This is a genomic window from Ensifer sp. 38_S197, assembly GCF_056924495.1.
Window position 1 is genome coordinate 86,266 of record NZ_JBXOVZ010000002.1, and the last position, 21,467, is coordinate 107,732.

The window sequence follows — 21,467 nt, forward strand, 5'->3', positions numbered from 1 at the left end:
GCCAAATCTTGGCCATATTCATGAGGTCATGAACAGCGCATCGGCAGGCGCCCCCTGCAGGGTTAAGAATTCGTGAAGTATAATCGCTTAGTGATTCTCTAAAGAGCCCACCCTCGCGGACTTGGGTTCTCCTGCATAATTCCTTAAATCGGCATCGATTTAAGGACAAAATTATGCAGCTATCTAAAGTGGTACAGCGTCCTTAGCGCGTCAAAAACGCGCGGCGCTGTAGTCGAGTTTGGGTTTAAATGGGCCTCCGCTGATGCGTTTCAGAAACCTTGTAGCCTCCGCCGCCATTGTCGCCGCGCTTGCCGGCTGCACCAATGAAACGCTGGACACGACGACATCGGTCGACCTCAAGTCCGTCAAGAACAAGACCGAGTACCAGGTCTCCGGACCGCTGCTCAAAAAGATGAGCGAACTCGGGATGCAGAAGCAGGCCCCGATCGCGCTGCGCATCTTCAAGGAAGAAGGCACGCTCGAGGTCTGGAAGGCCAACACGGCCAACCGCTTCCAACTGCTGAAGACCTATAAGATTTGCGCCTGGTCCGGCAAATTGGGGCCGAAGGTGAAGGAAGGCGACCGGCAGGCGCCGGAAGGCTTCTATCCGCTCTTCCCGCAGCAGATGAACCCCAATTCGAACTATTATCTGGCGATCAACACCGGCTATCCCAACGCCTTCGACAAGGCGAACGGCCGCCAGGGCACGCACCTGATGATCCATGGCGCCTGTTCGTCGTCGGGCTGCTACTCGATGACCGACGAACAGATGATCGAGATCTTCGCGCTCGCCCGGGACTCGTTCAAGGGCGGCCAGGAAAGCGTTCAACTCCAGGCCTTCCCCTTCCGCATGACGGCGGAAAACATGGCGCGCCATCGCAACAATCCGAACATCGAGTTCTGGAAGATGCTGAAGGTCGGTTACGACCAGTTCGAGATCACCAAGCGCCCGCCGGAAGTCAACGTCTGCGAGAAGAAGTACGTCTTCAACCAGCAAGCCTCCGGCCCGTTCAATCCGAGCGGCCAGTGCCCGGCCATGTCGACCCCGCCGGCGCTGCAGGTGGCGATGGCGAGCTTCGAGAAGACCTACCAGACCGACTACGACAAGGCCCTCAAGAAGTATGACGGCATGGTCTGGTATGAGCCGAGCGAAGCCGAGCGCAAGGCGATCGTCGCCAAGCAGCGCGTCGGCCGCGAGCTCGCCTACGCGCCGACCGGCAACTCCTTCGATGCCGGCAAGCTGATGAAGGCGAGCGATCTCGAAGAAGAAGCTCGCCGAACAGAAGGAAGCGGAAGAGACGAAGCAGGCCGTCGAGATCCAGAAGAAGGAACTCGAAAAGGCGACCGACGGCGGCAAGCACGTGCCCGTTCCGGCCGCCAACCCCATTCCGCAGCCGGTGATGCAGGCGGCCGTCGAGCAGCCCGTGAAAAAATCCTTCTGGAGCCTGTTCTCGAAGAGCGAACCGGAAGCGGAAGCGCCCGCTCCGGTGGTCCAGACCCCCGAACAGCAGGCGGCCGTCGCGCCGCAGGCGCAGGAGCCGGCAAAGACGGCCAAGCAGGCACGCGCGGCGGCGCCGGCGGCGACCGAGCAGCAGACGGCAGCCGTTGCCACGGCACCCGCCCCCGATGCGGCGGCGCAAACGCCCGTCCTCACCGAAGAGCCGCCGAAGAAGCGCCCCTTCTGGAAGATCTGGGGCAATTGATGCCGAACGAAACCAAGATCATCTACGACCTCAGGGGGCTTAAATGCCCCCTTCCCGTTTTGAAGACGCGCAAGCGCATGGCCGCGCTCGCCCCGGGCGCGCTTCTGGAGATCGAGACGACAGATCCTCTGGCGGTGATCGATATCCCGCACTTCTGCAAGGAAGACGGGCACAAGCTCGAAGAGGCGGCGCCCGCCGAAGGCGGCCACCGGTTCCTCATCCGCAAGGGCGCCTGAGACGCCGCATCCGTTCAGATCCGTTGGTTAGAACCGCATGCCGGGAACGGCGAGCGGATTGTCGGAGAGCGCCTGGGCGTCCGGCCGGTCGATGCGCGGCTTGCCGGTAAAGGCATCGAACAGGTCGCGCACGAAGTCTTCCGTCAGGCCCTTGGTGATCAGCACCATGCGCGTGCGCCGGTCGTTTGGGTCCGGCCAGGCGGCCAGGCGTTCCGGCGCGTGGAAGACGTTCTGCACGCCGTGCAGCACCAGCGGCCGGTCAGGCCGGTCGGCGACCGCCACGATCGCCTTCATTCTCAGCAGCTTCTCGCCATGCGCCGAGCGCAGCAGGTCGATGAACATGTCGAGCGCCATCGGCTCGATCGGCCGGTCATGCACGATGCTGAACGAACGGATGTCGCCGCCATGCCGGTTCACATCATGATGATGGTGGTGATGTTCGTGGTCGTGGTCGTGATTGTGATCGTGGTCATGATGGTGGTCACCGTGATCGTGGTGATGATGGTGGTGGCCGTCACCGTTGTGCGCCTCGTCCTGCAGCCAGCGGCCGACATCGGCAATCTTGGAGGACGGGTCATAGAGGCCACAGGCGAATAGCGCCGAGCGTCCCGCCTCATCGCTATCGCCGTCGATCAGTGGCGCACGCGGGTTGAGCGCCCGGACCCGGGCCGTCAGCGCGTCGCGCTCAGACGCATCGGCGAGACCGGTCTTGCTGATGACGATGCGGTCTGCGACTGCGACCTGTTTCAGGGCTTCCTCGTGATTGGCGATCGTCTGCAGGCCGTTGACGGCGTCAACGACAGTGACCACGCCGTCCAGGCGGAAACTCTGTGCGATGATGGGATTGCCGATCACCGACTGCAGCACCGGCGCCGGATCGGCAAGCCCGGTCGTTTCGATGACGACGCGCTTCAGCGGCTTGATCTTCCCGGTCTGCATGCGGTCCATGAGATCGGCGAGCGTGTCGACCAGTTCGCCGCGCACGGTGCAGCAGAGGCAGCCGTCGGAAAGCTCGATGACGCCGTCGCTGGAGGCTTCCACCAATAGGTGGTCAATCGAGACGTCGCCGAACTCGTTGATGATGACGGCCGTGTCCGAGAGATCGGGATCTTTCAGCAGCCGGTTGAGCAACGTCGTCTTGCCCGCACCGAGAAAGCCGGTGAGGATCGAGACCGGCACCGCCGGCAAAGGACTAACCATCATGAACTCCGATCAGAAGGTCGGCCGCGGCACGGGGATCGGCACATTGGCGACGTCGCCCTGGCCGACCGGATCGCCGGCAACCTTCGGTGCCTTTTCGCCGCTGCCGGCGATAAGGCCGGCGAAGGCGAGCTTCAGCGGCCGGTTGATTTCGTGGATATAGGGCGAGAGCAGCTTCTGGCGGCCGGCCTCGTCGCGGCCTTCGCTGCGGACCTTGGCCGCTGCCTTCGAGCAGATCTGCTTGCTGACATCGGCCACCGTGTCGCGCGTCTCGCCATAGGGCGCGATCTGCACCAGCGATGGCTTGCCGTTGCCGCTCGTCGTCAGCGCCATCTGCATGAGCCGCGCGGATTCGTCGGCGCGCGCGCCGAGGCTGCTCTCGCCGAGCACGACCGAAACGACGCTGCGCCCGTCGCGGGTGGCAGACGAAACCTGGTTGAAGCCGGACGCGCAGATGAAGCCGGTCTTCATGCCATCAGCACCTTCGAAGCGGCCGATCAGCATGTTGTAGTTCGGATAATCCTTCTTGCCGGTGGTGAAACCTTCCAGCGAGAAATAGGAGGCGTATTGCGGGAACTCGCGCTTGAGCGTGATCGCCAGCACGGCAAGGTCACGCGCCGTCGTGTACTGGCCGGGGCCGGGCAAACCGTTGGCGTTGATGAAGTTCGAAGAGGTCATGCCGATGCGGCGCGCTTCGGCATTCATCCGCTCGATGAAGGCGGGTTCCGAACCGCCGACCGTCTCGGCGATTGCCACGGCGATGTCGTTTGCGGATTTGACCAGCATCATCTTCAGCGCGCTGTCGAGCGTCATCGCCTGGCCGGGCTTGTAGAACATCTTGCTCGGCGGCTCGGACGCCGCGTTCTTGGTCATGACAACAGGACTTTCGAGCGTAAGCTGTCCCGACTTGATCGCGCGGAAGGTCGTATAGGCCGTCATCAGCTTGGTCAGCGACGCCGGATACCATTTCTGGAAGATGTCCTGGTGCTCGTAGACCTTCAGCGAATTGACGTCGACGACGAGCCTCGGATTGGCCGCAGCCGGCAGCGCCGCAAGAAGCGTCGCGCAGGTCGCCACCGTCACTCCCAGCGCCTTCATCTTGCCACGCATGAAAAATCCTGCTGTCACCACGATAGAACCTCGAAATTCCGCTGTTGCCTCGTCTCGTCCGGCTATTTAGCCTATATGGCGAGGAGATGGCAAAGCCCATTCACGGGCACCCCTGCCAATCCACCGCAGATACATAGTGATCGAACAGACCGACAGGACGAACCGATGCCGATACTCAACCGTGCCGCCGAGCTCCAGAACGAAGTCACCGAATGGCGGCGCCACCTGCACAGGAACCCGGAGCTCCTGTTTGCGGTCGAAAATACGGCATCCTTCGTCGAAATGAAACTGAGGGAATTCGGCGTTGACGAAGTCGTGACGGGGCTCGGCCGCACCGGTGTCGTCGGTCTTATCCGCGGCAGTCTCGGCGCGGGCCGCACCATCGGGCTTCGCGCCGACATGGATGCGCTGCCGATCACCGAGACGAGCGGCAAGGCCTGGGCATCGCAGACTTCAGGCAAGATGCATGCCTGCGGCCACGACGGCCATACGGCCATGCTTCTCGGAGCGGCCAAGTATCTCGCCGAGACCCGCAACTTCGCCGGCAATGTCGCCGTCATCTTCCAGCCCGCCGAAGAAGGCGGCGGCGGCGGCAACGAGATGGTCAAGGACGGCATGATGGAGCGCTTCGCGATCGAGGAAGTCTACGGCATGCACAACATGCCGGGCATGCCGATCGGTCATTTCGGCAGCCGTGTCGGGCCGATCATGGCTTCGACCGACGAGTTCACCATCACCATCAAGGGCCGCGGCGGCCACGCCGCCCAGCCGCACAAGACGATCGACCCGATCGTGGTCGGCACGCAGATCGTCACGGCGCTGCAGACGATCGCATCGCGCACCGTCGATCCCCTCGCCTCGGTCGTCGTCTCGGTCACGAAGTTCAATGCCGGCTTTGCCCACAACGTCATCCCGGAAGAGGCCGTGCTCGGCGGCACGGTACGCACGCTCGTGCCCGAGGTGCGCGACATCGGCGAGAGCCGCATCCGCACGATCGCCGAGGGTGTCGCCGGCCTCTACGGCGCGACCGTCGCCGTACAGTACAACCGCAACTATCCGGTGACCGTGAACCATGCGGAAGAGACCGGCTACGCCTTGAAGGCCGCGGCCGAGATCGCCGGCGAAGGCAACGTGAAGCCTTCGCTCGACCCGATGATGGGTGGCGAGGATTTCTCCTACATGCTGCTCGCCCGCCCCGGCGCCTTCGTCTTCATGGGCAACGGCGAGACCGCCGGGCTGCATCACCCCGCCTACGACTTCAATGACGAGGCGATCCCGCACGGCATCTCCTACTGGGTGAAGCTCGCGGAAACGCGACTTGCCGCCTGAGGCACGGGCGGGAGGCACCATGCATCAGATCGATAAGATTGACCGTAGAATTCTGAACATCCTCCAGGCCGATGGCCGCATCACCAACCTGGAACTTGCCGATCGCATCGGCCTGTCGCCGACGGCAACCAGCGAACGCCTGCGCCGGCTCTTGAAGGAGGGTTACGTCTCGGGCTTCGGCGCAAGGCTCGACCCGCAAAAGCTTGGCTTCGGGCTCCTCGTCTTCATCGAGGTCATGCTCGACAAGACGACGCCCGATGTCTTCGACCAGTTCGCCGCCGCCATCAAACAGGCGCCGGCCGTGCTCGAATGTCACATGGTAGCGGGCGGCTTCGATTATCTGGTGAAGACGAGATTCGAGGATATGGCCGCCTATCGCAACTTTCTCGGCCAGGTGCTCTGGACGCTGCCGGGCGTCAAGGAAACGCGCACTTATGCGGTGATGGAAGAGATCAAGAACGACGGGCCGCTGCCGCTGGTGTGAGTTAGGGCGCTGCGATGGCGGCGGGTCGCCTGCTTCGGAGGTTATCCCCTCTGCTCGGCAGGACAGAGGGGGTATGCCGCCCCACCATCGTCCCGAATGGCGCGGCACGCCTAGGAGATTTACCGCGCCATCGCCTTATCACGCCGCCAGCGACGCCATGTCGATCACGAAGCGATAGCGCACGTCGCTCTTGATGACCCGCTCATAGGCTTCGTTGATCTCCTGGATCCGGATCGTTTCGATTTCCGAGACGATGCCATGCTCGCCGCAGAAGTCGAGCATCTCCTGGGTTTCCTTGATCGAACCGATCATCGAACCGGAAATGCTGCGGCGCGCCGGCACCAGCGAGAAGGCATGCACCGGCACCGCATTTTCCGGAATGCCGACCAGCACGAAATCGCCGTCGACCTTCAGGAGATTGACATAGGCGTTCCAGTCGATCTCGGCAGCGACGGTGCAGATGATCAGGTCGAAGGTGCCTTGCAGCGCCTTGAAGGTCTCGGGGTCGTTGGTGGCGTAGTAGTGATCCGCCCCGAGCTTCAGCCCGTCTTCCTTCTTGGAAAGGGTCTGGCTGAGAACGGTCACATCCGCGCCCATCGCGTGCGCCAGCTTGACGCCCATGTGGCCGAGGCCGCCCATTCCGACGATGGCGACCTTCTTGCCCGGGCCGGCCTTCCAGTGACGCAGCGGCGAGTAAAGCGTGATGCCGGCGCAGAGCAAGGGTGCTGCGGCATCGAGCGGCAAGTTCTCAGGGATCGACAGCACATAGCCTTCCTTGACGACGATGCTGTCGGAATAGCCGCCCTGGGTCGGCGTCTTGCCGTCGGCTTCGACACCGTTATAGGTGACGATCAAACCCGGCATGTAATGCTCCAGATCCACGTCGCGCGTGGCGCAGGTGGTGCAGGAATCGACGAAGCAGCCGACACCGGCGCGGTCGCCGACCCTGAACTTGGTGACCTTGGAACCGACCGCCGTCACGATGCCGACGATCTCGTGGCCCGGGACCATCGGGAATACCGAATTGCCCCATTCGTTGCGGGCCTGGTGGATGTCGGAATGGCAGACGCCGCAATATTTGATCTCGATCACCACGTCGTCGTCGCGCGGTTCGCGGCGCTCGAAGGTGAAGGGCGTAAGCGGCTTCGACGCATCCGTCGCCGCATATCCTCTTGCAATGGCCATCAGTCTGTCCTTCATTTTGGGAAAGGGTGCAGGTCCGGAGGGAGCCCGGCCTGACGCACCGCTGAATATGGGCGCGCTGACGGCAAGGGCGTTAGAGCGATCCTGCAAAGTTTTTGCACGATCCTCCGAGTTTTCGATAAGGCTGCTGGAGATGTCGCACGGCAGCCTTATCTGAGCAGCATCTCAGACAATGCTAAGCATCTGGAAAGGCCATAGATTATGACAGTCACGCGACAGACCACCCGCCACCAGATGATCGATGTCATTGCCCGGTTCGCCGAGCGAGACGGCGACCACATGACCGAGATTTCCGGACTGACCCTTCATCGCCATGGCGGCGACGCTCCGGTCAATTGCTCCGCCTATCGGCCAAGCCTGGCGATCATCGTGCAAGGCGCGAAGCGCGTGGTGCTTGGTGAAGAGACATTGATCTACGGTGCCTCGGACTATCTGTTGACCTCGATCGATCTGCCCGTTCTCTCCCAGGTCTGCCAGGCTTCGGCGGAGGAACCTTATCTCAGCATGGCCTTCGCGCTCGATCCCGGCAGGATCCAGGCGCTGCTCGCCTCCTTGCCGCAACTGCCGCAGCCCGCCGCCTCGGCCCGCGGCATGACGGTGAGCAAGATCATCGCCGATCTCGAAGATGCGGCCCTCCGACTGTTGCGCCTGCTTGAGCGACCGGAAGACAGACCGGCGCTGCTGCCGCTGATCGAGCAGGAAATCCTCTATCGCCTCTTGACCGGTCCGCACGGCCACCGCCTGCGGCAGATGGCGACGACCGACAGCCAGCCGCATCAGGTGGGTCGCGCCGTCGCCTGGCTCAAGGAGCATTATTCGCGCCCGCTCAGGATCGACGACCTCGCCAACCGCGTGTCGATGAGCGTCTCGTCGCTGCACCATCATTTCAAGGCGATTACGGCCATGAGCCCGCTGCAATACCAGAAGCAGCTCCGGCTGCAGGAAGCGCGGCGGCTGATGCTGGAGGAGAGCCTCGACGCGGGCGATGCCGGCCATCAGGTCGGCTATGAAAGCCAGTCCCAGTTCAGTCGCGAATATGCCCGCCATTTCGGCGAACCGCCGATGCGCGACATCGGCCGCGTGCGCCGTTCGCTGCTCGAACGCCTGGGCGGCGAAGCGGAAATGCTGAGCGAAGGCTAAGGTTTTTGGATATCCCCGGGGTATCGGGCGTCTCCGGTACCCCCTGGCGTATCAGCTTCGTTCGATATCCCGGGGTATCAGGTCCGCCCGATACCCCCCCAGGTATCAGCTCCGCTCGATATCCCGCCGGAGCACGATCGAGGTCGTCAGATCCTCGACATTGTCCATCGTCGCCACTTCGTTGCGCAACTCGTTGAGGGCGTTGATCGACCCGACCTCCACCTCGACGACGAGATCGAGCTGGCCGCTGACGGAGGAGACCTTGCGGACGGCGGAAAAGCCGGCCAGCCGGTCGAGCACGCCGATCGACGGCGTGCGCTCCAAGGTCACCAGCAGGAAGGCCTGGATCGTGCCCTCCTCCAATTGCCCGATATCGGCGCGATAGCCGCGGATGACGCCGGCCTTTTCGAGCCGGCTGACCCGCTCGGTCGTCGCACTTCGGGAGAGACCGATCCGGCCGGCCAGCGACTTCATCGGGATGCGCGCCTCCTGCGACAGAATGCTGAGGATCGTGCGGTCGATCGCGTCTATGTCCTGCATGTCTGCTCCTCCGGGACCCGCCGACAAGATGACGGTTATTATAAACATAGTGCCGGTGCAACCGGCACATTGCCGGATGCATCGCTGGGCCGCTCGTGTAAATCTCGCCAACAGATGAGGTCCCCATGAACGATATGCTGAAGACGACGCCTGACTTTTCGACCGAAGCCGCAGCGGCGCTGCTGAAGGAGCACTATGGCCTGACCGGCGCGCTGTCGTTGCTTGCCAGCGAACGCGACCAGAACTTCAAGGTCGAGGCCGAAGGTGACGGCACCTATATCCTGAAAATCATCAACGGTGCCGAACCCGAAGTCGAAAGCGACTTCCAGACGGCGCTGCTGAAGCACGTCGGCGCGCACGCCACCGATCTGCCGGTGCCGCATATCCGCCCGACCTTGTCGGGCTCGAACCTCGCTTCGACCATGAGCGCGCGTGGTGTCACACATCGCGTGCGGCTGGTGAGCTGGGTCGAAGGCCTGCCGCTCGCCGAAACCGGCCGCAGCGACGCGGCGCTGCAATCGCTCGGGCAGATGCTCGGTCGCTTCGATGCTTCGCTCAAGGGCTTCATGCATCCGGGCGCGCTGCGCGATCTCGATTGGGATATCCGCCATGCCGGCCGCTCGGCGGATCGGCGGCATCACGTCACCGTCGCCGAGGACCGCGCCTTGCTCGAGCGCTTCCTTGCCCGCCTCGAAAAATCCGTCGCACCGCGGCTCGCCACCCTTCGCGCCGCCGTCATCCACAATGACGCCAACGACTGGAACGTGCTCGTCGACAAGGCCGACCATGACACCATCTCCGGCCTGATCGATTTCGGTGATGCGCTGCACGCGCCCGTCATCGCCGAAGTGGCGATCGCTGCCGCCTATGCCGGGCTCGACCATCCCGATCCGATCGGCGCTGCCGCCGCGATCGCCCGTGGCTTCCATGCGGAATATCCACTGATGGAAGAAGAGATCGACCTGCTGTTCGATCTCATCGCCATGCGCCTCGTGACCTCCGTGACCATCTCGGCCTCGCGCCGGACCCACACCGACGACAATCCCTACCTCGCGATCAGCGAACGGCCGGCCTGGACGCTGCTGCGCAAACTCGACCGGATGAACCCGCGCTTCGCCACCGCTATCCTGCGCAAGGCCTGCGGCTTCGAGGCCGTCCCCGGTGCGCGTGCAGTCGCGTCCTGGATCCGCGAGAACCGCAAGACACTGAAGCCGCTGCTCGAACGGCCGGCTGCGACTTATCCCGCAGCCCTGGTTCCCTATGGCGACCCGACGCATCCGATGACGGTGAAATCATCCGGCGAACAGCCGGATGAGGCCCAGGCGATCTGGGAGGATTATTGCCGCGCGCATGGCGTCGAGCTCGGCATCGGCCCCTTCGGCGAAGAGCGCACCGTCTATGCGGGCGAGATGTTCGTCTCGCGCTTCATCGACCACACCCGCCGCACCCGCCATCTCGGCCTCGACCTGTTCATGGCCGCCGGCACCAAGCTCTACACCCCGCTTGCTGCAACGGTCGTCAGCGTCGAGATCGAGAAAGACCCGCTCGGCTATGGCTGCCTGATCGCGCTGCGCCACGAGCCGGAGGGCTGCCCGCCCTTCGTCACGCTCTGGGGCCACATGGCGCATGAGGCCACGGGACGCATCAAGGCCGGCGACAGGCTGGAGGCCGGCGCACTCGTCGGCGAAATGGGAGCACCGAAGGAAAACGGCGGCTGGGCGCCGCATCTGCACCTGCAGCTTTCGGTCGACACCAGCCTGACCGCGACCGAAATCCTCGGCGTCGGCGAGCCGCAGTTTCTCGACGTCTGGGCCGAGCTGTTCCCGGATGCGCGTACCTTTGCCGGCATCGCCGAAGAATTCTACGAGAAGAAAGGCCGCTCGCACGAGGAGATCGTCAAGCGGCGCAAGGAACTGCTGCTGCCGAACCTCTCGATCTCCTACGACAAGCCGATCAAGTTCGTGCGCGGCGAAGGCGTCTGGCTGATCGACGACAGCGGCCGCGCCTATCTCGATTGCTTCAACAATGTCTGCCACATCGGCCACGCCCATCCGGCGGTGGTCGAGGCGATGGCGAAGCAGGCAGCCATCCTCAACACCAACACCCGCTACCTGCACGACAACATCGTCGCCTATGCCGAACGGCTGACGGCAACGCTGCCGAAGGAATTGACCGTCGCCGGCTTCGTCAACAGCGGGTCGGAAGCCAATAGCCTGGCGCTACGGCTGATGCGCGCCCATACCGGCCGCGAGAATGCGATCACGCTCGACTGGTCCTATCACGGCACGACCCAGGAACTGATCGACATCAGCCCCTACAAGTTCCGCCGCAAGGGCGGCAAGGGACAGAAGCCGCACATCCATGTGGCAACCATTCCGGACAGCTATCATGCACCGGCGGACTGGCCGGTCGAGGAACACGGCAAGCGCTTCGCCGAAAGCGTTGCCGAACTGATCGCGGCGATGAAGGCCAAGGGTGAGGGCCCTGGCTTCTTCATCGCGGAATCGATCCCGAGTGTCGCCGGCCAGGTTTTCCTGCCGGAAGGTTACCTGAAGGAAGTCTATCGGCTGGTGCGCGAGGCAGGCGGCGTCTGCATCGCCGACGAAGTGCAGGTCGGCTTCGGCCGCGTCGGCAGCCATTGGTGGGCCTTCGAGACGCAAGGGGTCGTGCCCGACATCGTCACCATGGGCAAGCCGATCGGCGACGGCCATCCGCTGGCAGCCGTCGTCACGACCCGGGAAGTGACCGACAGTTTCAACAACGGCATGGAGTATTTCAACACCTTCGGCGGCAACCCGGTCTCCTGCGCCGTCGGTCTTGCCGTGCTCGACGTGATCGAGGGACAGGATCTGCGCGGCAACGCGCTGACGATCGGGAACTATCTGATGGATGCCTTCCGCGCCATGCAGGCCCGCTACGACGTGATCGGCGACGTGCGCGGCATGGGTCTGTTCCTCGGCATCGAACTCGTCGCCGATCGCAAGACGAAGGCGCCGGCGACCGAGTTCGCCCGGGCCGTCTCCAACGGTGCGCGCCGCCGCGGCGTGCTGATGGGCACGGAAGGCCCGCATGACAACATTCTGAAAATGCGCCCACCGATGATCTTCTTCGAGACGCGATGCCGATCATCTGATCGCGGTGCTTGAAGAGACCTTCGCGGACGTATCGAAAACGCTCGGCTAGGGCCGGGCCAACAGCAGCACAACAAAACAGATTGGCCGGGATGTGGACGCATCCCGGCAGCGAAGGCGCATGCCTTAAAACATGAAAAAGAGGAGAACAGGACAATGAAACTTGGAGTGAAACTTGGAGTTCTGGCACTGGCGAGCGCGGCGTTCCTCGCCGGCACCGCCGCCAACGCCGGCATGCTCGACGTCATCAAGGAACGCGGCGAGCTTCGCTGCGGCGTCAGCCAGGGCGTGCTCGGCTTTTCCGCGCCCAACGACAAGGGCGAATGGGGCGGCTTCGACATCGACTTCTGCCGCGCGGTAGCCGCCGCAGCGCTCGGCAATGCCGACAAGGTGAAATACGTGCCGCTATCGACCAAGGAGCGCTTCACCGCGCTGCAATCGGGCGAGGCCGACCTTCTGTCGCGCCAGACCACCTGGACGCTGTCGCGCGACACCGACCTCGGCATGAGCTTCGTCGGCGTCAACTACTATGACGGCCAGGCCTTCATGGTGCGCAACGACCTTGGCGTGAAGAGCGTCAAGGAACTTTCGGGCGCCTCCGTCTGCACCGAGACCGACACGACGACCGAGCAGAACATGGCCGACTACTTCGGCGCCAACAATATCCAGTACCAGGTGGTCGCCTTCGAAAAGGCCGACCAGACGATCCAGGCCTTCAATACCGCCCGTTGCGACGTCTATTCGACCGACGCTTCGGCGCTCTACGCCCAGCGCCTGACGCTGAACGACCCCGACCGCTTCGTTGTACTGCCGGAGGTGATCTCCAAGGAACCGCTCGGCCCGGCCGTCCGCCAGGGCGACGACCAGTGGTTCAAGGTCGTGCGCTGGACGCTGTTCGCGCTGGTCGAAGCCGAAGAACTCGGCATCACCAAGGACAATGCCGCCAAGCTGCTCGAAAGCGGGACGACCACCCAGAAGCGCTTCCTCGGCATCGAGAACGAGGCCGGCAAGTCGCTCGGCCTCGACCCGAAGTGGGCCTACCAGGTGGTATCCGCCGTCGGAAACTATGGCGAAATCTTCGAGCGTCACCTCGGCAAGGACAGCCCGCTCAAGATCGAGCGCGGCCTCAACAAACTCTGGAGCCAGGGCGGCCTGATGTACGCCCCGCCGGCACGCTGATCCCATAGCAATTCCGGAGGGGGTCTCCGTTCGGAATTGCTCGATTGGGAAAAGCGCCAACGAGACGCCGCGGCCCTCCCCGCGGCGTTTTCGTTTTGGGTCACCCTGGAAGCAAGCACGTGCTTCGCACGACTGCCCGATGATCGGAACAACTGGCCCAATTGGTTCCCGCATCAATTACACAAAGACAAACGCCGCGACGGATTTCCATCGCGGCGTTTTGCGGTTCAGCATTAAAGCGGCCGATCACCGGCCGCCGTGTGTTTAGAGCTTGACGATCGTTTTCCGCGCAAGCAGGCCCTGCGGTGCGAAGAGAAGCACGCCGATGACGAGCAGAATGGTGAAGGCGTCGCGGTAGCTGAGCAGCCCTTCCGGCAGGTAGGCCTGCAGGAACACCTCGATGAAGCCGAGCAGAAAGCCGCCGGCAACGGCACCCGAGAGGCTGCCGAGCCCGCCGATGATCGCGGCGATGAAGGCTTTCAGCACCGGCAGGAAACCCATCAGCGGATCGACGCTGCCACGCTGCGCCACCCAAAGGATGCCGGCGACGCCGGCGAGCAGGCCAGAGATCGCAAAGGCGGTGGCGACGACCGCATTGGCGCGGATGCCCATCAGCCGCACGATGGCGAAATCTTCGGAAGCCGCGCGCATGGCGCGGCCGAGCACGGTCGTGCGCAGGAAGAGGTTGAGGCCGGCAAGCATAATGATGGTGACGAGGATCGAGGTGCCCTGGATGAGGCCGAGATGCAGGCCGCCGATCTCGATCGTGCCGGAAAAGCTCTCGGGCATCGGCACCGGCTTCGGCCGGGCGGAAATGAAGTTCTGGAAGAGAACGCGCAGGATGGCGCTGACGGCAAAGCTCGTCAGAAGCAGCGTCGTGCCGCTGGCGCCGCGCACCGGCCGAAAGGCGATGCGCTCCATCAGCATGGCCAGCACGATCGCGATCATCAGCGCCACGCAGACGGCGAGCGGAAACGGCAGGCCCAGCAATAGCGCAAAACAGAGCCCGTAGCCGGCAGCCGTCATCAGCTCGCCATGGGCGAAGTTGATGAGCCCCATGATCGAGAAGACGACTGCGAGCCCGAGGGCGAGAAGCGCATAGGTGCCGCCGAGGCTGAGCGCATTGACGAGCTGCTGCAGGAACATGTCCATGGTTTTGACCCTCCACGCACTCGGCTCAGGCGCCGAGATAGGCGCCCTGGATTTCTGTTGAATTGCGGAGTTCGGCGGCCGTACCCGACAGCACGATCCGGCCATTGGCCATGACATAGCCCCTATCGGCGATCTCGAGCGACAGCGAGACGTTCTGCTCGACGAGCAGGATCGTCAGGCCCTTTTGCCTCAGCCCTGCGATCAGATCGAAGATGAGGTCGACCACCTGCGGCGCAAGACCGAGTGAGGGTTCGTCGAGCAAAAGCAGATCCGGCGACGACATCATCGAGCGGGCGATCGCCAGCATCTGCTGTTCGCCGCCGGAGAGCGAACCGGCTTTCTGGGCGAGCCGTTCTTTCAGGATCGGGAAGCGCGACAGCATGTCTTCCCGCACCTCCGATATCGCGCCGCGCGCCTTGTGCATGGCGCCGCCGAGCAGCAGATGTTCGTCGACCGTCAGGCTCGGAAAGACCCGCCGCCCCTCCGGCGTTAGCGTCATGCCGAGTCGGACGATCTGTTCCGGCGCGAGATTGGAAATATCCCGGCCGTTGAACGACACGCGTCCGGCCTTCTTCGCAGCCAAACCGACGAGCGCGTTTAGGGTCGAGCTCTTGCCGGCGCCATTGGCGCCGAGCAGCGTGACGATCTGCCCCTTGCCGACGCTGAGGTCGACGCCCTTCAGCGCCTCGACGGCGCCATAGGCGACCTTGAGACCGCTCACTTCCAGAAGCGGCTTCGGGACGGGAATTTCACTCATCATCATCGGGGCAAAGTCCTTGCCATGAATTGCGAGGCGACGCAGGCAGCGGGAGCGATCCCCGGCAAAACGGGGATCGCCGGATGAAAGCGGATCAGGGAGCCGGAATGTCGGCAGCGGCCGGGACGCCCTGGCTGATCAGTTCGCGGTTGCCGCCTTCGATACGCACCAGCGAGACCGAGCGCAGCGGCATGCCCTGCGTGCCGGCATAGCTGATCGGGCCGGTCACGCCCTGGACGTTTTCGAGCGAGGCGATCGCGTTGCGGATGGCAACCGGATCAGTGCTGTTGGCTTCCGTCACCGCCGCATCGATCACCTTGCCGAGGTCATAGCCGTTGGCGATGTAGACGGTGTCCGGCACCTGGCCGAACTTCTCCTTGTACTTCACGTTGAAGTCGGCGAGCGGGCTGCCTTCGCTGGCAAAGCCGGCGGTGGTGAAGACGACGCCGTCGACGGTCGCGCCAAGGCCGAAGGTGGTCGGCGAGTCGATGCCGTCGCTGCCGAGAATCGGGATCGTCACACCGGCGCCGCGCAACTGGCGGATGAAGGCCGGGAAATCAGGCTCATAGGCCGCCGTCATGATGACGTCGGGCGCCGGATTCATCGCCTTGATCTTGGTGACCTCGGCGCCGAAATCCTGCTGGCCCATGCTGAAAGTGCCCTCGCCCAAGAGCTCGCCGCCCTTGGCAGTGAAGGCCGCGGCGAAATACTCAGGCAGCTTCAGCGTATAGGCGCTGTCCGGCGATTTCAGGATATAGGCCTTCTTGTAGCCCTTCTCGGTGGCGTAGGTCGCGAGCACCGAGGCCTGGACGTTGTCGGCCGGATAGTTGCCGAACATGTAGTCGCCGACGGCAAGCGGCATGGTCGGTGTCGTCGCGCAGAAGGAGAAGGCCGGGATTTGAGCGGCCTGGGTCACCTGGCCGGCGGCAATCGACGGATCGGCGTCGCAGGGCGTGATCATGATCTTGACGCCCTGGTCGACCAGTTCCTGCGCCACCAGCGCCGTCTGTGCCGCATCCGAACGCGTGTCCTTGGCGACGAGCTTGATCGGGAACTTGCCGGCCGCGCCGCCAGCGGCGTTGATCTCCTCGACGGCCATTTCCAGGCCCTTCAGAGAAGGCTGGTCATAGGGCGCGAGGCCGCCGGTCTGCGCGGTCGCAAGGCCGATGACCAGGTCTTCCGCAAGGGCCGGCAGCGGCGACAGCACGAAACCGCCGAGCATGGTGGTGAGGCACAGGGCCTGAACGTTCTTTTTCATTTGAAAAGTTCCCTCTCTTGATTATGCAGGATTGCGCAGACCCGGCGCACTGGACGGGAGCCCGGAGACTTCCCCCTGCTCGCTTCGCGCCTGCGCCGATGAGCGGCGGCGACCGATATAGGCCTCGATGACTTCAGGATTGGCCTGGATCTCCGCCGGCGTGCCGATGGCGATCTGCTGGCCTTTGTTGAGCACCACGACAACGTCGCAGAGCCGCATGATCAGCTTCAGGTCGTGCTCGACGACGAGCAGCCCGAGGCGATACTTCGTGCGGATGCGGTCGAGCACATGCATCAGCTCGTCGGTCTCGGCCGGGTTCATGCCCGCGGCCGGCTCGTCGAGCAGCAGGTAGCGGGGTTTCAGCGCCAGCGCGCGGGCGATCTCGAGCCGACGCTGGGCGCCATAGGAAAGCGTGCCGGCCAGCCTGTCGGCAAAGTCCTCGAGCCCGACCTCTGCCAGTACCATCAGGGCGCGCGCCGCCGGATCCTCACCCGACGTCAGGGCACTTGCCGCGACGGTGACGTTTTCGAGCACGGTCAGGTTCTTGAACAGGCGGATGTTCTGGAAGGTGCGCGCAAGACCCGCGACCGGAACGGCATGGACCGCGAGCGAGGCGACATCCTGCCCATCGATCAAGACGCGGCCTGTCGATGGCGGAACGACGCCGGAAACGCTGTTGATCAAGGTCGACTTGCCGGCACCGTTCGGGCCGATGAGGCCGGTGACGAGGCCGGGCCTGATCTCGAAATTGGCGTTCTCCAACGCCACCAGCCCGGCAAACCTCTTGCCAAGGTTTTCAACTTGAAGCACACCCTGACCGGCTGAAGGGGTAGCCGCTGCCGGCGCAGAGCTGGCGGCGCTTTTTGAAGCGAAGCGCTTGAACCAGCCGAAACGCTCGTCGAGCTCGCGCACGCCGAAGAGGCCGTCCTGCAGGCGATACATCACCACGAGGATCGCGACGCCGATGCCGATGTCGGTAAGGCCGAACACCGTCGGCAGCTTCAGAAGGCCGAGATCGACGCCGCCTTCGAGCTTCCGCAACAGCTCGACGATCAGCATGATCACCGCGGCGCCGCCGACGGCGCCCGAGACCGTGGTGATGCCGCCAAGGATCAGCATCGCCAGCAGCATGAAGGTCAGGTTGAAATAGAAGTCCTTGGGCGAGAAGGCGCCGAGGAAATGCGCAAGCAGTGCGCCGGCGGCGCCGGCAAGCAGGGCACCCAGAACCCAGGCGAAGAACCGGTGCAGCTTGACGTTGACGCCGACGGCGGTCGAGGCGATCTCGTCCTCGCGCGAGGCCCGGAGCTTCAGGCCAGCACTTGAATCCCGGTAGAGGCGCGCGACCGCGATGGCGGCGATGGCAAAGGGCAGCGCCACCCAGAGATTGACGGCGCGCGGGATACCGAAAAAGGTCTGGCTGCCGCGGGTGAAGTCGGTCGAGGCGACGAGCACGACATGCACGATGACGAGGAAGCCGAGGGTGGCGATCGAGGCCGATGAGCCGCCAAGGCGCGCAACCGGAATACCGATCAGCACCGCGACCAAGGCGACCACGACAAGCGCAAGCACAAGCGCCGGCAGGAAGGGCATGCCGATGCCCGCCAGCCATTCCGGCAGATGCGGCAGCGCCGTCTTCTGGATGATCGGGTTGAGCGTCAACAGGCCCGACGCATAGGCGCCGATCGCCATGAAGCCGACGTGGCCGAAGGAAACGATGCCGGAATTGCCGGCATAGATGCCGATGCCGAGCACGGCGATGACGTTGATCATGTAGAGCGTCACCAGGCGCTCGCCGCTGCCCGGAAAGAACAGCGAGGCGACCACGGCGGCGGCCAGAAGCGGCAGCGACGTTACAAGGATACCAAAGACGGTTTCTCGCCTGACGCGCACCATCCGCATTCCCCCAAATTTTCGGCCCGCCTCATGTTTTTGGCTCGGGCCCGTTCCCGAAATGAACGTTATCGCAGATCGACCAAATGTCAATCTTGTTTCAAAAAACATTATCTGCTAGCAATTCTGTAACAAAAAGTAGAAATTGGGGTTCACGCCATCATTTTTGGGAGGCAGAAATCGTGGCAATCCGGGACCGACTGACAGACGGCGCGATCACCTTCACGCGCTCGGAACTGAAGATCGTGAGGCAGTTGCTGTCGAACTATCCGGCAGCAGGCCTGAACACGGTCGCGCATCTCGCTGCGACCGCTGGCGTCAGCAATCCGACCGTTGTGCGCTTTGCCAACAAGCTCGGCTTCGAGGGTTATCCGGAGTTCCAGAAGGCGCTTCTCAGCGAAGTGCAGGAGCGCATGAGCTCGCCGCTCTCGATGCTCGACGAGCGGCGCCCGTCGCTGGAGCAGGAGAATTTCTACCAGTATTTCCTGCGCGCGAGCATCCATGCGCTGGAATCCTCGATGCAGATGCTGCCCTCGGAAGATTTCGAGGCCGCGGTCGATGCCGCAGCCGACATGAGCGCCCGCATCCATTGCCTCGGCGGCCGTTTCAGCGGCTTTCTTGCCGGCCTCCTCTGGTCGCACATGAAGCAGCTGCGCGGCGATACGCGCTGGATCAACGGCAGCCAGGCCGATCAGGTCGACCAGCTCGTCGATCTCGGCAAGCGCGACGTGCTCTTCGTCTACGACTACCGCCGGTACCAGAACGACACGATCCGCTTCGCACGCCAGGCGGCGGCGCAAGGCGCGCGCATCGTGCTCTTCACCGACCGCTGGGTCTCGCCGATCGCCGATTTCGCCACCGTGACGCTGATGGCGCCGGTCGACACGGTCTCGCCCTACGACACCATGGTGCCGGCGATCGCCCAGACCGAGGCGCTGATCGCGGCGCTGACCGCCCGCCTTGCCACCCAGTCGCGCGGTCGCATCGAGCGCATGGAGGAGCTGCGCCGCGGCTACGCGATCACCGAGGACGCCTTCAATCCGCAGGTCGAGGACGACCGCTGAGCCTTTCCGCCGTCATGGCGAACCAGACAAACCGAGGAGAATTCGAATGAGTGCAGTCACTGTAAAGGTTGGGGACGATCTCTTGAGGCGCGACAGCGCCTATGAGGCTGGGCGCACCTCGCTGCTGTTCGTCGACATGCAACGCATCTGGTGCGAGCCGAACCTCGACCCGACCCATCCGCAAGATGCCGACAGCTATTACCACAAGCGCCTGCGCCAGACCGTCATCCCCAACCAGGTGCGTATTCTGGAGGCGGCGCGAAAGGCCGGCTGCGAAGTGCTGCACACGATCATCGAAAGCCTGACGCTCGACGGCCGCGACCGCTCGCTCGACCACAAGCTCTCCGACATGCATGTGCCGAAGGGCGCGCCCGAGGGGCAGGTCATTCCGGAGCTTGCGCCAGTCGACAACGAAATCGTGTTGCCGAAGACATCGTCCGGCGTCTTCAACTCGACCAACATCGACTACATCCTGCGCAACCTCAACACCCGCTACCTGATCATCGCCGGCGTCATCACCGACCAGTGCGTCGATATGGCCGTGCGTGACGCCGCCGACCGCGGTTATCTCGTCACCGTCGTCAACGATGCCTGCGCAACCTACAGCGATGAGCGCCACGACGCAGCACTTCGCGCCTACTCGGGCTATTGCTGGACGACCGACACCGACACCGTCGTCAGCCGCCTGAACGGCCTGCGCCAGGCCTAAAACCGCCGCCAGAAAAGCAGAGACAAGAGGGGAACTCCATGACCGAAACGAACAATGGCAAGGCGGCCGCCGAACTGACGGAACTCGCCACCTTCGTCACCACCGACATCGCCGGCATCACCCGTGGCCGCAGCTTCGCCGCCGCACAGATCGACGACTACCTGCGCAAGGGCGTCGGCTGGGTGCCGGCCAATCTGGCGCTGACACCTTTCGACCTGATCGCCGAGAACAATCCCTGGGGCTCGGCCGGCGACCTCCGACTGATGGCCGACCCCACCAGCAAGGCCCGCGTCACCTGCCTGCCCGACGAAACGCCGCTGCATTTCTACCACTCCGATATCACCGACCTTCAGGGCAATGCCTGGGACTGCTGCGTGCGCAGCTTCCTGAAACGGACATTGAAGGAATATGAACAGGTCGGCCTCAAAGTGATTTCGGCCGTCGAGCAGGAGTTCCAGCTTCTTGGCGTCGACTGGCCGGACGCGCCCTCCTTCGGCCTGCGCGCTCAGCGCCGCGCCGAGCCCTTCGGCTCGCTGCTGATGACGGCGCTGCAGGAAGCCGGCGCCGAACCGGAGATGTTCCTGCCGGAATACGGCAAGGACCAGTTCGAAATCACCTGCCGTCCGGCCGATGCGCTGACGGCTGCCGACCGCGGCGCCACCATCCGCGCGATCACCAAGGAAGTCGCCGCCCTCTTCGGCTGGAATGCGAGCTTCGCCCCGAAGACGGCGTCCAACGGCGTCGGCAACGGCGTGCATCTGCATGCGAGCTTCACTGATCTCGAGGGCAACCCGGTGACTTTCGATGCGTCACGCCCGGGTCGGCTCTCGAAAGTTGCCGGCTCCTTCGCCGCCGGCGTCGTCAAGCATTTGCCGGCGCTGACCGCATTTACCGCCCCGTCGGTGCTCTCCTACATGCGGCTCGTGCCGCACCATTGGAGCGCAGCTTATACCTGCCTCGGTGAAAAGAACCGCGAAGCGACGCTCCGCATCTGCCCGACGCTGGACCTGCCCGGCAGCAATCCAGCCAAGCAGTTCAACATGGAGTATCGCGCCGCCGATGCCTGCGCCAGCCCGCATCTGTCGCTGGCGGTGCTTTTGAAGGCCGGCCTCGAAGGGATCAGAGCCGGGCTTGAACAGCCGCCCCTGATCAACTCCGACCCTTCCGATTTCTCTGACGAAGACCAGAAGAAGCTCGGCATCCGTCGCCTGCCGTCCAGCCTGCCGGAAGCGCTCGACACGCTGGCTGCCGATCCCGTCGTCATCGGTTGGTTCTCCAGGGATTTCCTCGATTGCTACATGGCGATGAAACGCAAGGAGATCGAGATCGTCGACGGCCTCTCCCCCGAAGAACTGTGCGCCCGCTATGCGGCGGTCTACTGA

15 protein-coding genes and 3 pseudogenes are annotated in these 21,467 nt (G+C 63.6%); 10 read left to right on the forward strand and 8 right to left on the reverse strand.

Annotated features, from left to right (window positions below):
* The first annotated feature begins 262 nt into the window (after nt 1-262).
* Nucleotides 263-1,703: pseudogene (locus AC1Z3V_RS13770) on the forward strand (L,D-transpeptidase family protein).
* A gap of 35 nt (nt 1,704-1,738) precedes the next feature.
* Nucleotides 1,739-1,939: pseudogene (locus AC1Z3V_RS13775) on the forward strand (sulfurtransferase TusA family protein); the annotation flags it as partial.
* Nucleotides 1,940-1,966: 27 nt separating this feature from the next.
* Here AC1Z3V_RS13775 and AC1Z3V_RS13780 read toward each other — a convergent pair.
* Complete coding sequence (locus AC1Z3V_RS13780) at nt 1,967-3,139, reverse strand: CobW family GTP-binding protein (RefSeq protein ID WP_483499767.1); 1,173 nt, start codon at nt 3,137-3,139, stop codon at nt 1,967-1,969.
* A gap of 12 nt (nt 3,140-3,151) precedes the next feature.
* Complete coding sequence (locus tag AC1Z3V_RS13785; RefSeq protein ID WP_429820011.1) at nt 3,152-4,249, reverse strand: D-alanyl-D-alanine carboxypeptidase family protein; 1,098 nt, start codon at nt 4,247-4,249, stop codon at nt 3,152-3,154.
* A gap of 165 nt (nt 4,250-4,414) precedes the next feature.
* On the opposite strand from AC1Z3V_RS13785, the gene AC1Z3V_RS13790 reads away from it, so the two are divergent.
* Together AC1Z3V_RS13790 and AC1Z3V_RS13795 are read left to right on the forward strand one after the other, a co-directional pair.
* Complete coding sequence (locus tag AC1Z3V_RS13790; protein ID WP_483499769.1) at nt 4,415-5,578, forward strand: M20 aminoacylase family protein; 1,164 nt, start codon at nt 4,415-4,417, stop codon at nt 5,576-5,578.
* A gap of 19 nt (nt 5,579-5,597) precedes the next feature.
* The gene (locus tag AC1Z3V_RS13795) at nt 5,598-6,062 is read left to right on the forward strand and encodes an Lrp/AsnC ligand binding domain-containing protein (RefSeq protein ID WP_173520517.1); all 465 of its coding nucleotides are present in this window, start codon (nt 5,598-5,600) and stop codon (nt 6,060-6,062) included.
* A 138-nt stretch (nt 6,063-6,200) separates the two neighbouring features.
* Here the strand turns inward: AC1Z3V_RS13795 and AC1Z3V_RS13800 are convergent, their stop codons facing one another.
* Complete coding sequence (locus tag AC1Z3V_RS13800) at nt 6,201-7,247, reverse strand: NAD(P)-dependent alcohol dehydrogenase (RefSeq protein ID WP_483499770.1); 1,047 nt, start codon at nt 7,245-7,247, stop codon at nt 6,201-6,203.
* A gap of 219 nt (nt 7,248-7,466) precedes the next feature.
* Here AC1Z3V_RS13800 and AC1Z3V_RS13805 point away from each other — a divergent pair, with 219 nt between their 5' ends.
* The gene (locus AC1Z3V_RS13805) at nt 7,467-8,405 is read left to right on the forward strand and encodes an AraC family transcriptional regulator (RefSeq protein ID WP_483499772.1); all 939 of its coding nucleotides are present in this window, start codon (nt 7,467-7,469) and stop codon (nt 8,403-8,405) included.
* Nucleotides 8,406-8,510: 105 nt separating this feature from the next.
* Here AC1Z3V_RS13805 and AC1Z3V_RS13810 read toward each other — a convergent pair whose 3' ends face one another.
* Entirely contained in the window at nt 8,511-8,993 is a 483-nt protein-coding gene (locus tag AC1Z3V_RS13810; RefSeq protein WP_429820020.1) for an Lrp/AsnC family transcriptional regulator, read from the reverse strand.
* 77 nt (nt 8,994-9,070) lie between these two features.
* On the opposite strand from AC1Z3V_RS13810, the pseudogene AC1Z3V_RS13815 reads away from it, so the two are divergent.
* Both AC1Z3V_RS13815 and AC1Z3V_RS13820 read left to right on the forward strand, forming a co-directional pair.
* Nucleotides 9,071-12,128 (forward strand): annotated as a pseudogene (locus tag AC1Z3V_RS13815) (aminotransferase class III-fold pyridoxal phosphate-dependent enzyme).
* Between the two features lie 104 nt (nt 12,129-12,232).
* Nucleotides 12,233-13,255 (forward strand): amino acid ABC transporter substrate-binding protein, encoded by a 1,023-nt coding sequence (locus AC1Z3V_RS13820; protein ID WP_483499774.1) that lies wholly within the window; start codon nt 12,233-12,235, stop codon nt 13,253-13,255.
* A 264-nt stretch (nt 13,256-13,519) separates the two neighbouring features.
* On the opposite strand, the gene AC1Z3V_RS13825 is transcribed toward AC1Z3V_RS13820, so the two are convergent.
* The 4 genes from AC1Z3V_RS13825 to AC1Z3V_RS13840 all read right to left on the reverse strand — a co-directional run bounded on the left by AC1Z3V_RS13825 (nt 13,520) and on the right by AC1Z3V_RS13840 (nt 18,315).
* Complete coding sequence (locus AC1Z3V_RS13825; RefSeq protein WP_483499776.1) at nt 13,520-14,407, reverse strand: branched-chain amino acid ABC transporter permease; 888 nt, start codon at nt 14,405-14,407, stop codon at nt 13,520-13,522.
* A gap of 25 nt (nt 14,408-14,432) precedes the next feature.
* On the reverse strand, nt 14,433-15,170 hold the full coding sequence (locus AC1Z3V_RS13830; protein WP_483499778.1) for an ABC transporter ATP-binding protein: 738 nt from the start codon (nt 15,168-15,170) through the stop codon (nt 14,433-14,435).
* A gap of 88 nt (nt 15,171-15,258) precedes the next feature.
* Nucleotides 15,259-16,422 (reverse strand): ABC transporter substrate-binding protein, encoded by a 1,164-nt coding sequence (locus AC1Z3V_RS13835; RefSeq protein ID WP_429820032.1) that lies wholly within the window; start codon nt 16,420-16,422, stop codon nt 15,259-15,261.
* 21 nt (nt 16,423-16,443) lie between these two features.
* On the reverse strand, nt 16,444-18,315 hold the full coding sequence (locus AC1Z3V_RS13840; protein ID WP_483499780.1) for a branched-chain amino acid ABC transporter ATP-binding protein/permease: 1,872 nt from the start codon (nt 18,313-18,315) through the stop codon (nt 16,444-16,446).
* A 179-nt stretch (nt 18,316-18,494) separates the two neighbouring features.
* Here AC1Z3V_RS13840 and AC1Z3V_RS13845 point away from each other — a divergent pair, with 179 nt between their 5' ends.
* From AC1Z3V_RS13845 to AC1Z3V_RS13855, 3 genes are read left to right on the forward strand one after another with little or no spacing between them, the layout of a single operon-like run.
* A complete protein-coding gene (locus AC1Z3V_RS13845; RefSeq protein WP_429820036.1) occupies nt 18,495-19,376 on the forward strand; it encodes a MurR/RpiR family transcriptional regulator in 882 nt (293 codons plus the stop codon).
* A gap of 46 nt (nt 19,377-19,422) precedes the next feature.
* A complete protein-coding gene (locus AC1Z3V_RS13850; protein WP_429820038.1) occupies nt 19,423-20,085 on the forward strand; it encodes a cysteine hydrolase family protein in 663 nt (220 codons plus the stop codon).
* A 38-nt stretch (nt 20,086-20,123) separates the two neighbouring features.
* Nucleotides 20,124-21,467, forward strand: coding sequence for a glutamine synthetase family protein (locus AC1Z3V_RS13855; protein ID WP_483499782.1), 1,344 nt, complete (start codon nt 20,124-20,126; stop codon nt 21,465-21,467).

Coding starts and splice junctions, on each gene's coding strand:
- AC1Z3V_RS13800 (WP_483499770.1), bottom strand. CDS start 7,247: ATGGCCATTGCAAGAGGATATGCGGCGACGGATGCGTCGAAGCCGCTT.
- AC1Z3V_RS13825 (WP_483499776.1), bottom strand. CDS start 14,407: ATGGACATGTTCCTGCAGCAGCTCGTCAATGCGCTCAGCCTCGGCGGC.
- AC1Z3V_RS13855 (WP_483499782.1), top strand. CDS start 20,124: ATGACCGAAACGAACAATGGCAAGGCGGCCGCCGAACTGACGGAACTC.
- AC1Z3V_RS13830 (WP_483499778.1), bottom strand. CDS start 15,170: ATGATGATGAGTGAAATTCCCGTCCCGAAGCCGCTTCTGGAAGTGAGC.
- AC1Z3V_RS13790 (WP_483499769.1), top strand. CDS start 4,415: ATGCCGATACTCAACCGTGCCGCCGAGCTCCAGAACGAAGTCACCGAA.
- AC1Z3V_RS13840 (WP_483499780.1), bottom strand. CDS start 18,315: ATGGTGCGCGTCAGGCGAGAAACCGTCTTTGGTATCCTTGTAACGTCG.
- AC1Z3V_RS13810 (WP_429820020.1), bottom strand. CDS start 8,993: ATGTTTATAATAACCGTCATCTTGTCGGCGGGTCCCGGAGGAGCAGAC.
- AC1Z3V_RS13835 (WP_429820032.1), bottom strand. CDS start 16,422: ATGAAAAAGAACGTTCAGGCCCTGTGCCTCACCACCATGCTCGGCGGT.
- AC1Z3V_RS13780 (WP_483499767.1), bottom strand. CDS start 3,139: ATGGTTAGTCCTTTGCCGGCGGTGCCGGTCTCGATCCTCACCGGCTTT.
- AC1Z3V_RS13850 (WP_429820038.1), top strand. CDS start 19,423: ATGAGTGCAGTCACTGTAAAGGTTGGGGACGATCTCTTGAGGCGCGAC.
- AC1Z3V_RS13805 (WP_483499772.1), top strand. CDS start 7,467: ATGACAGTCACGCGACAGACCACCCGCCACCAGATGATCGATGTCATT.
- AC1Z3V_RS13820 (WP_483499774.1), top strand. CDS start 12,233: ATGAAACTTGGAGTGAAACTTGGAGTTCTGGCACTGGCGAGCGCGGCG.
- AC1Z3V_RS13785 (WP_429820011.1), bottom strand. CDS start 4,249: ATGCGTGGCAAGATGAAGGCGCTGGGAGTGACGGTGGCGACCTGCGCG.
- AC1Z3V_RS13795 (WP_173520517.1), top strand. CDS start 5,598: ATGCATCAGATCGATAAGATTGACCGTAGAATTCTGAACATCCTCCAG.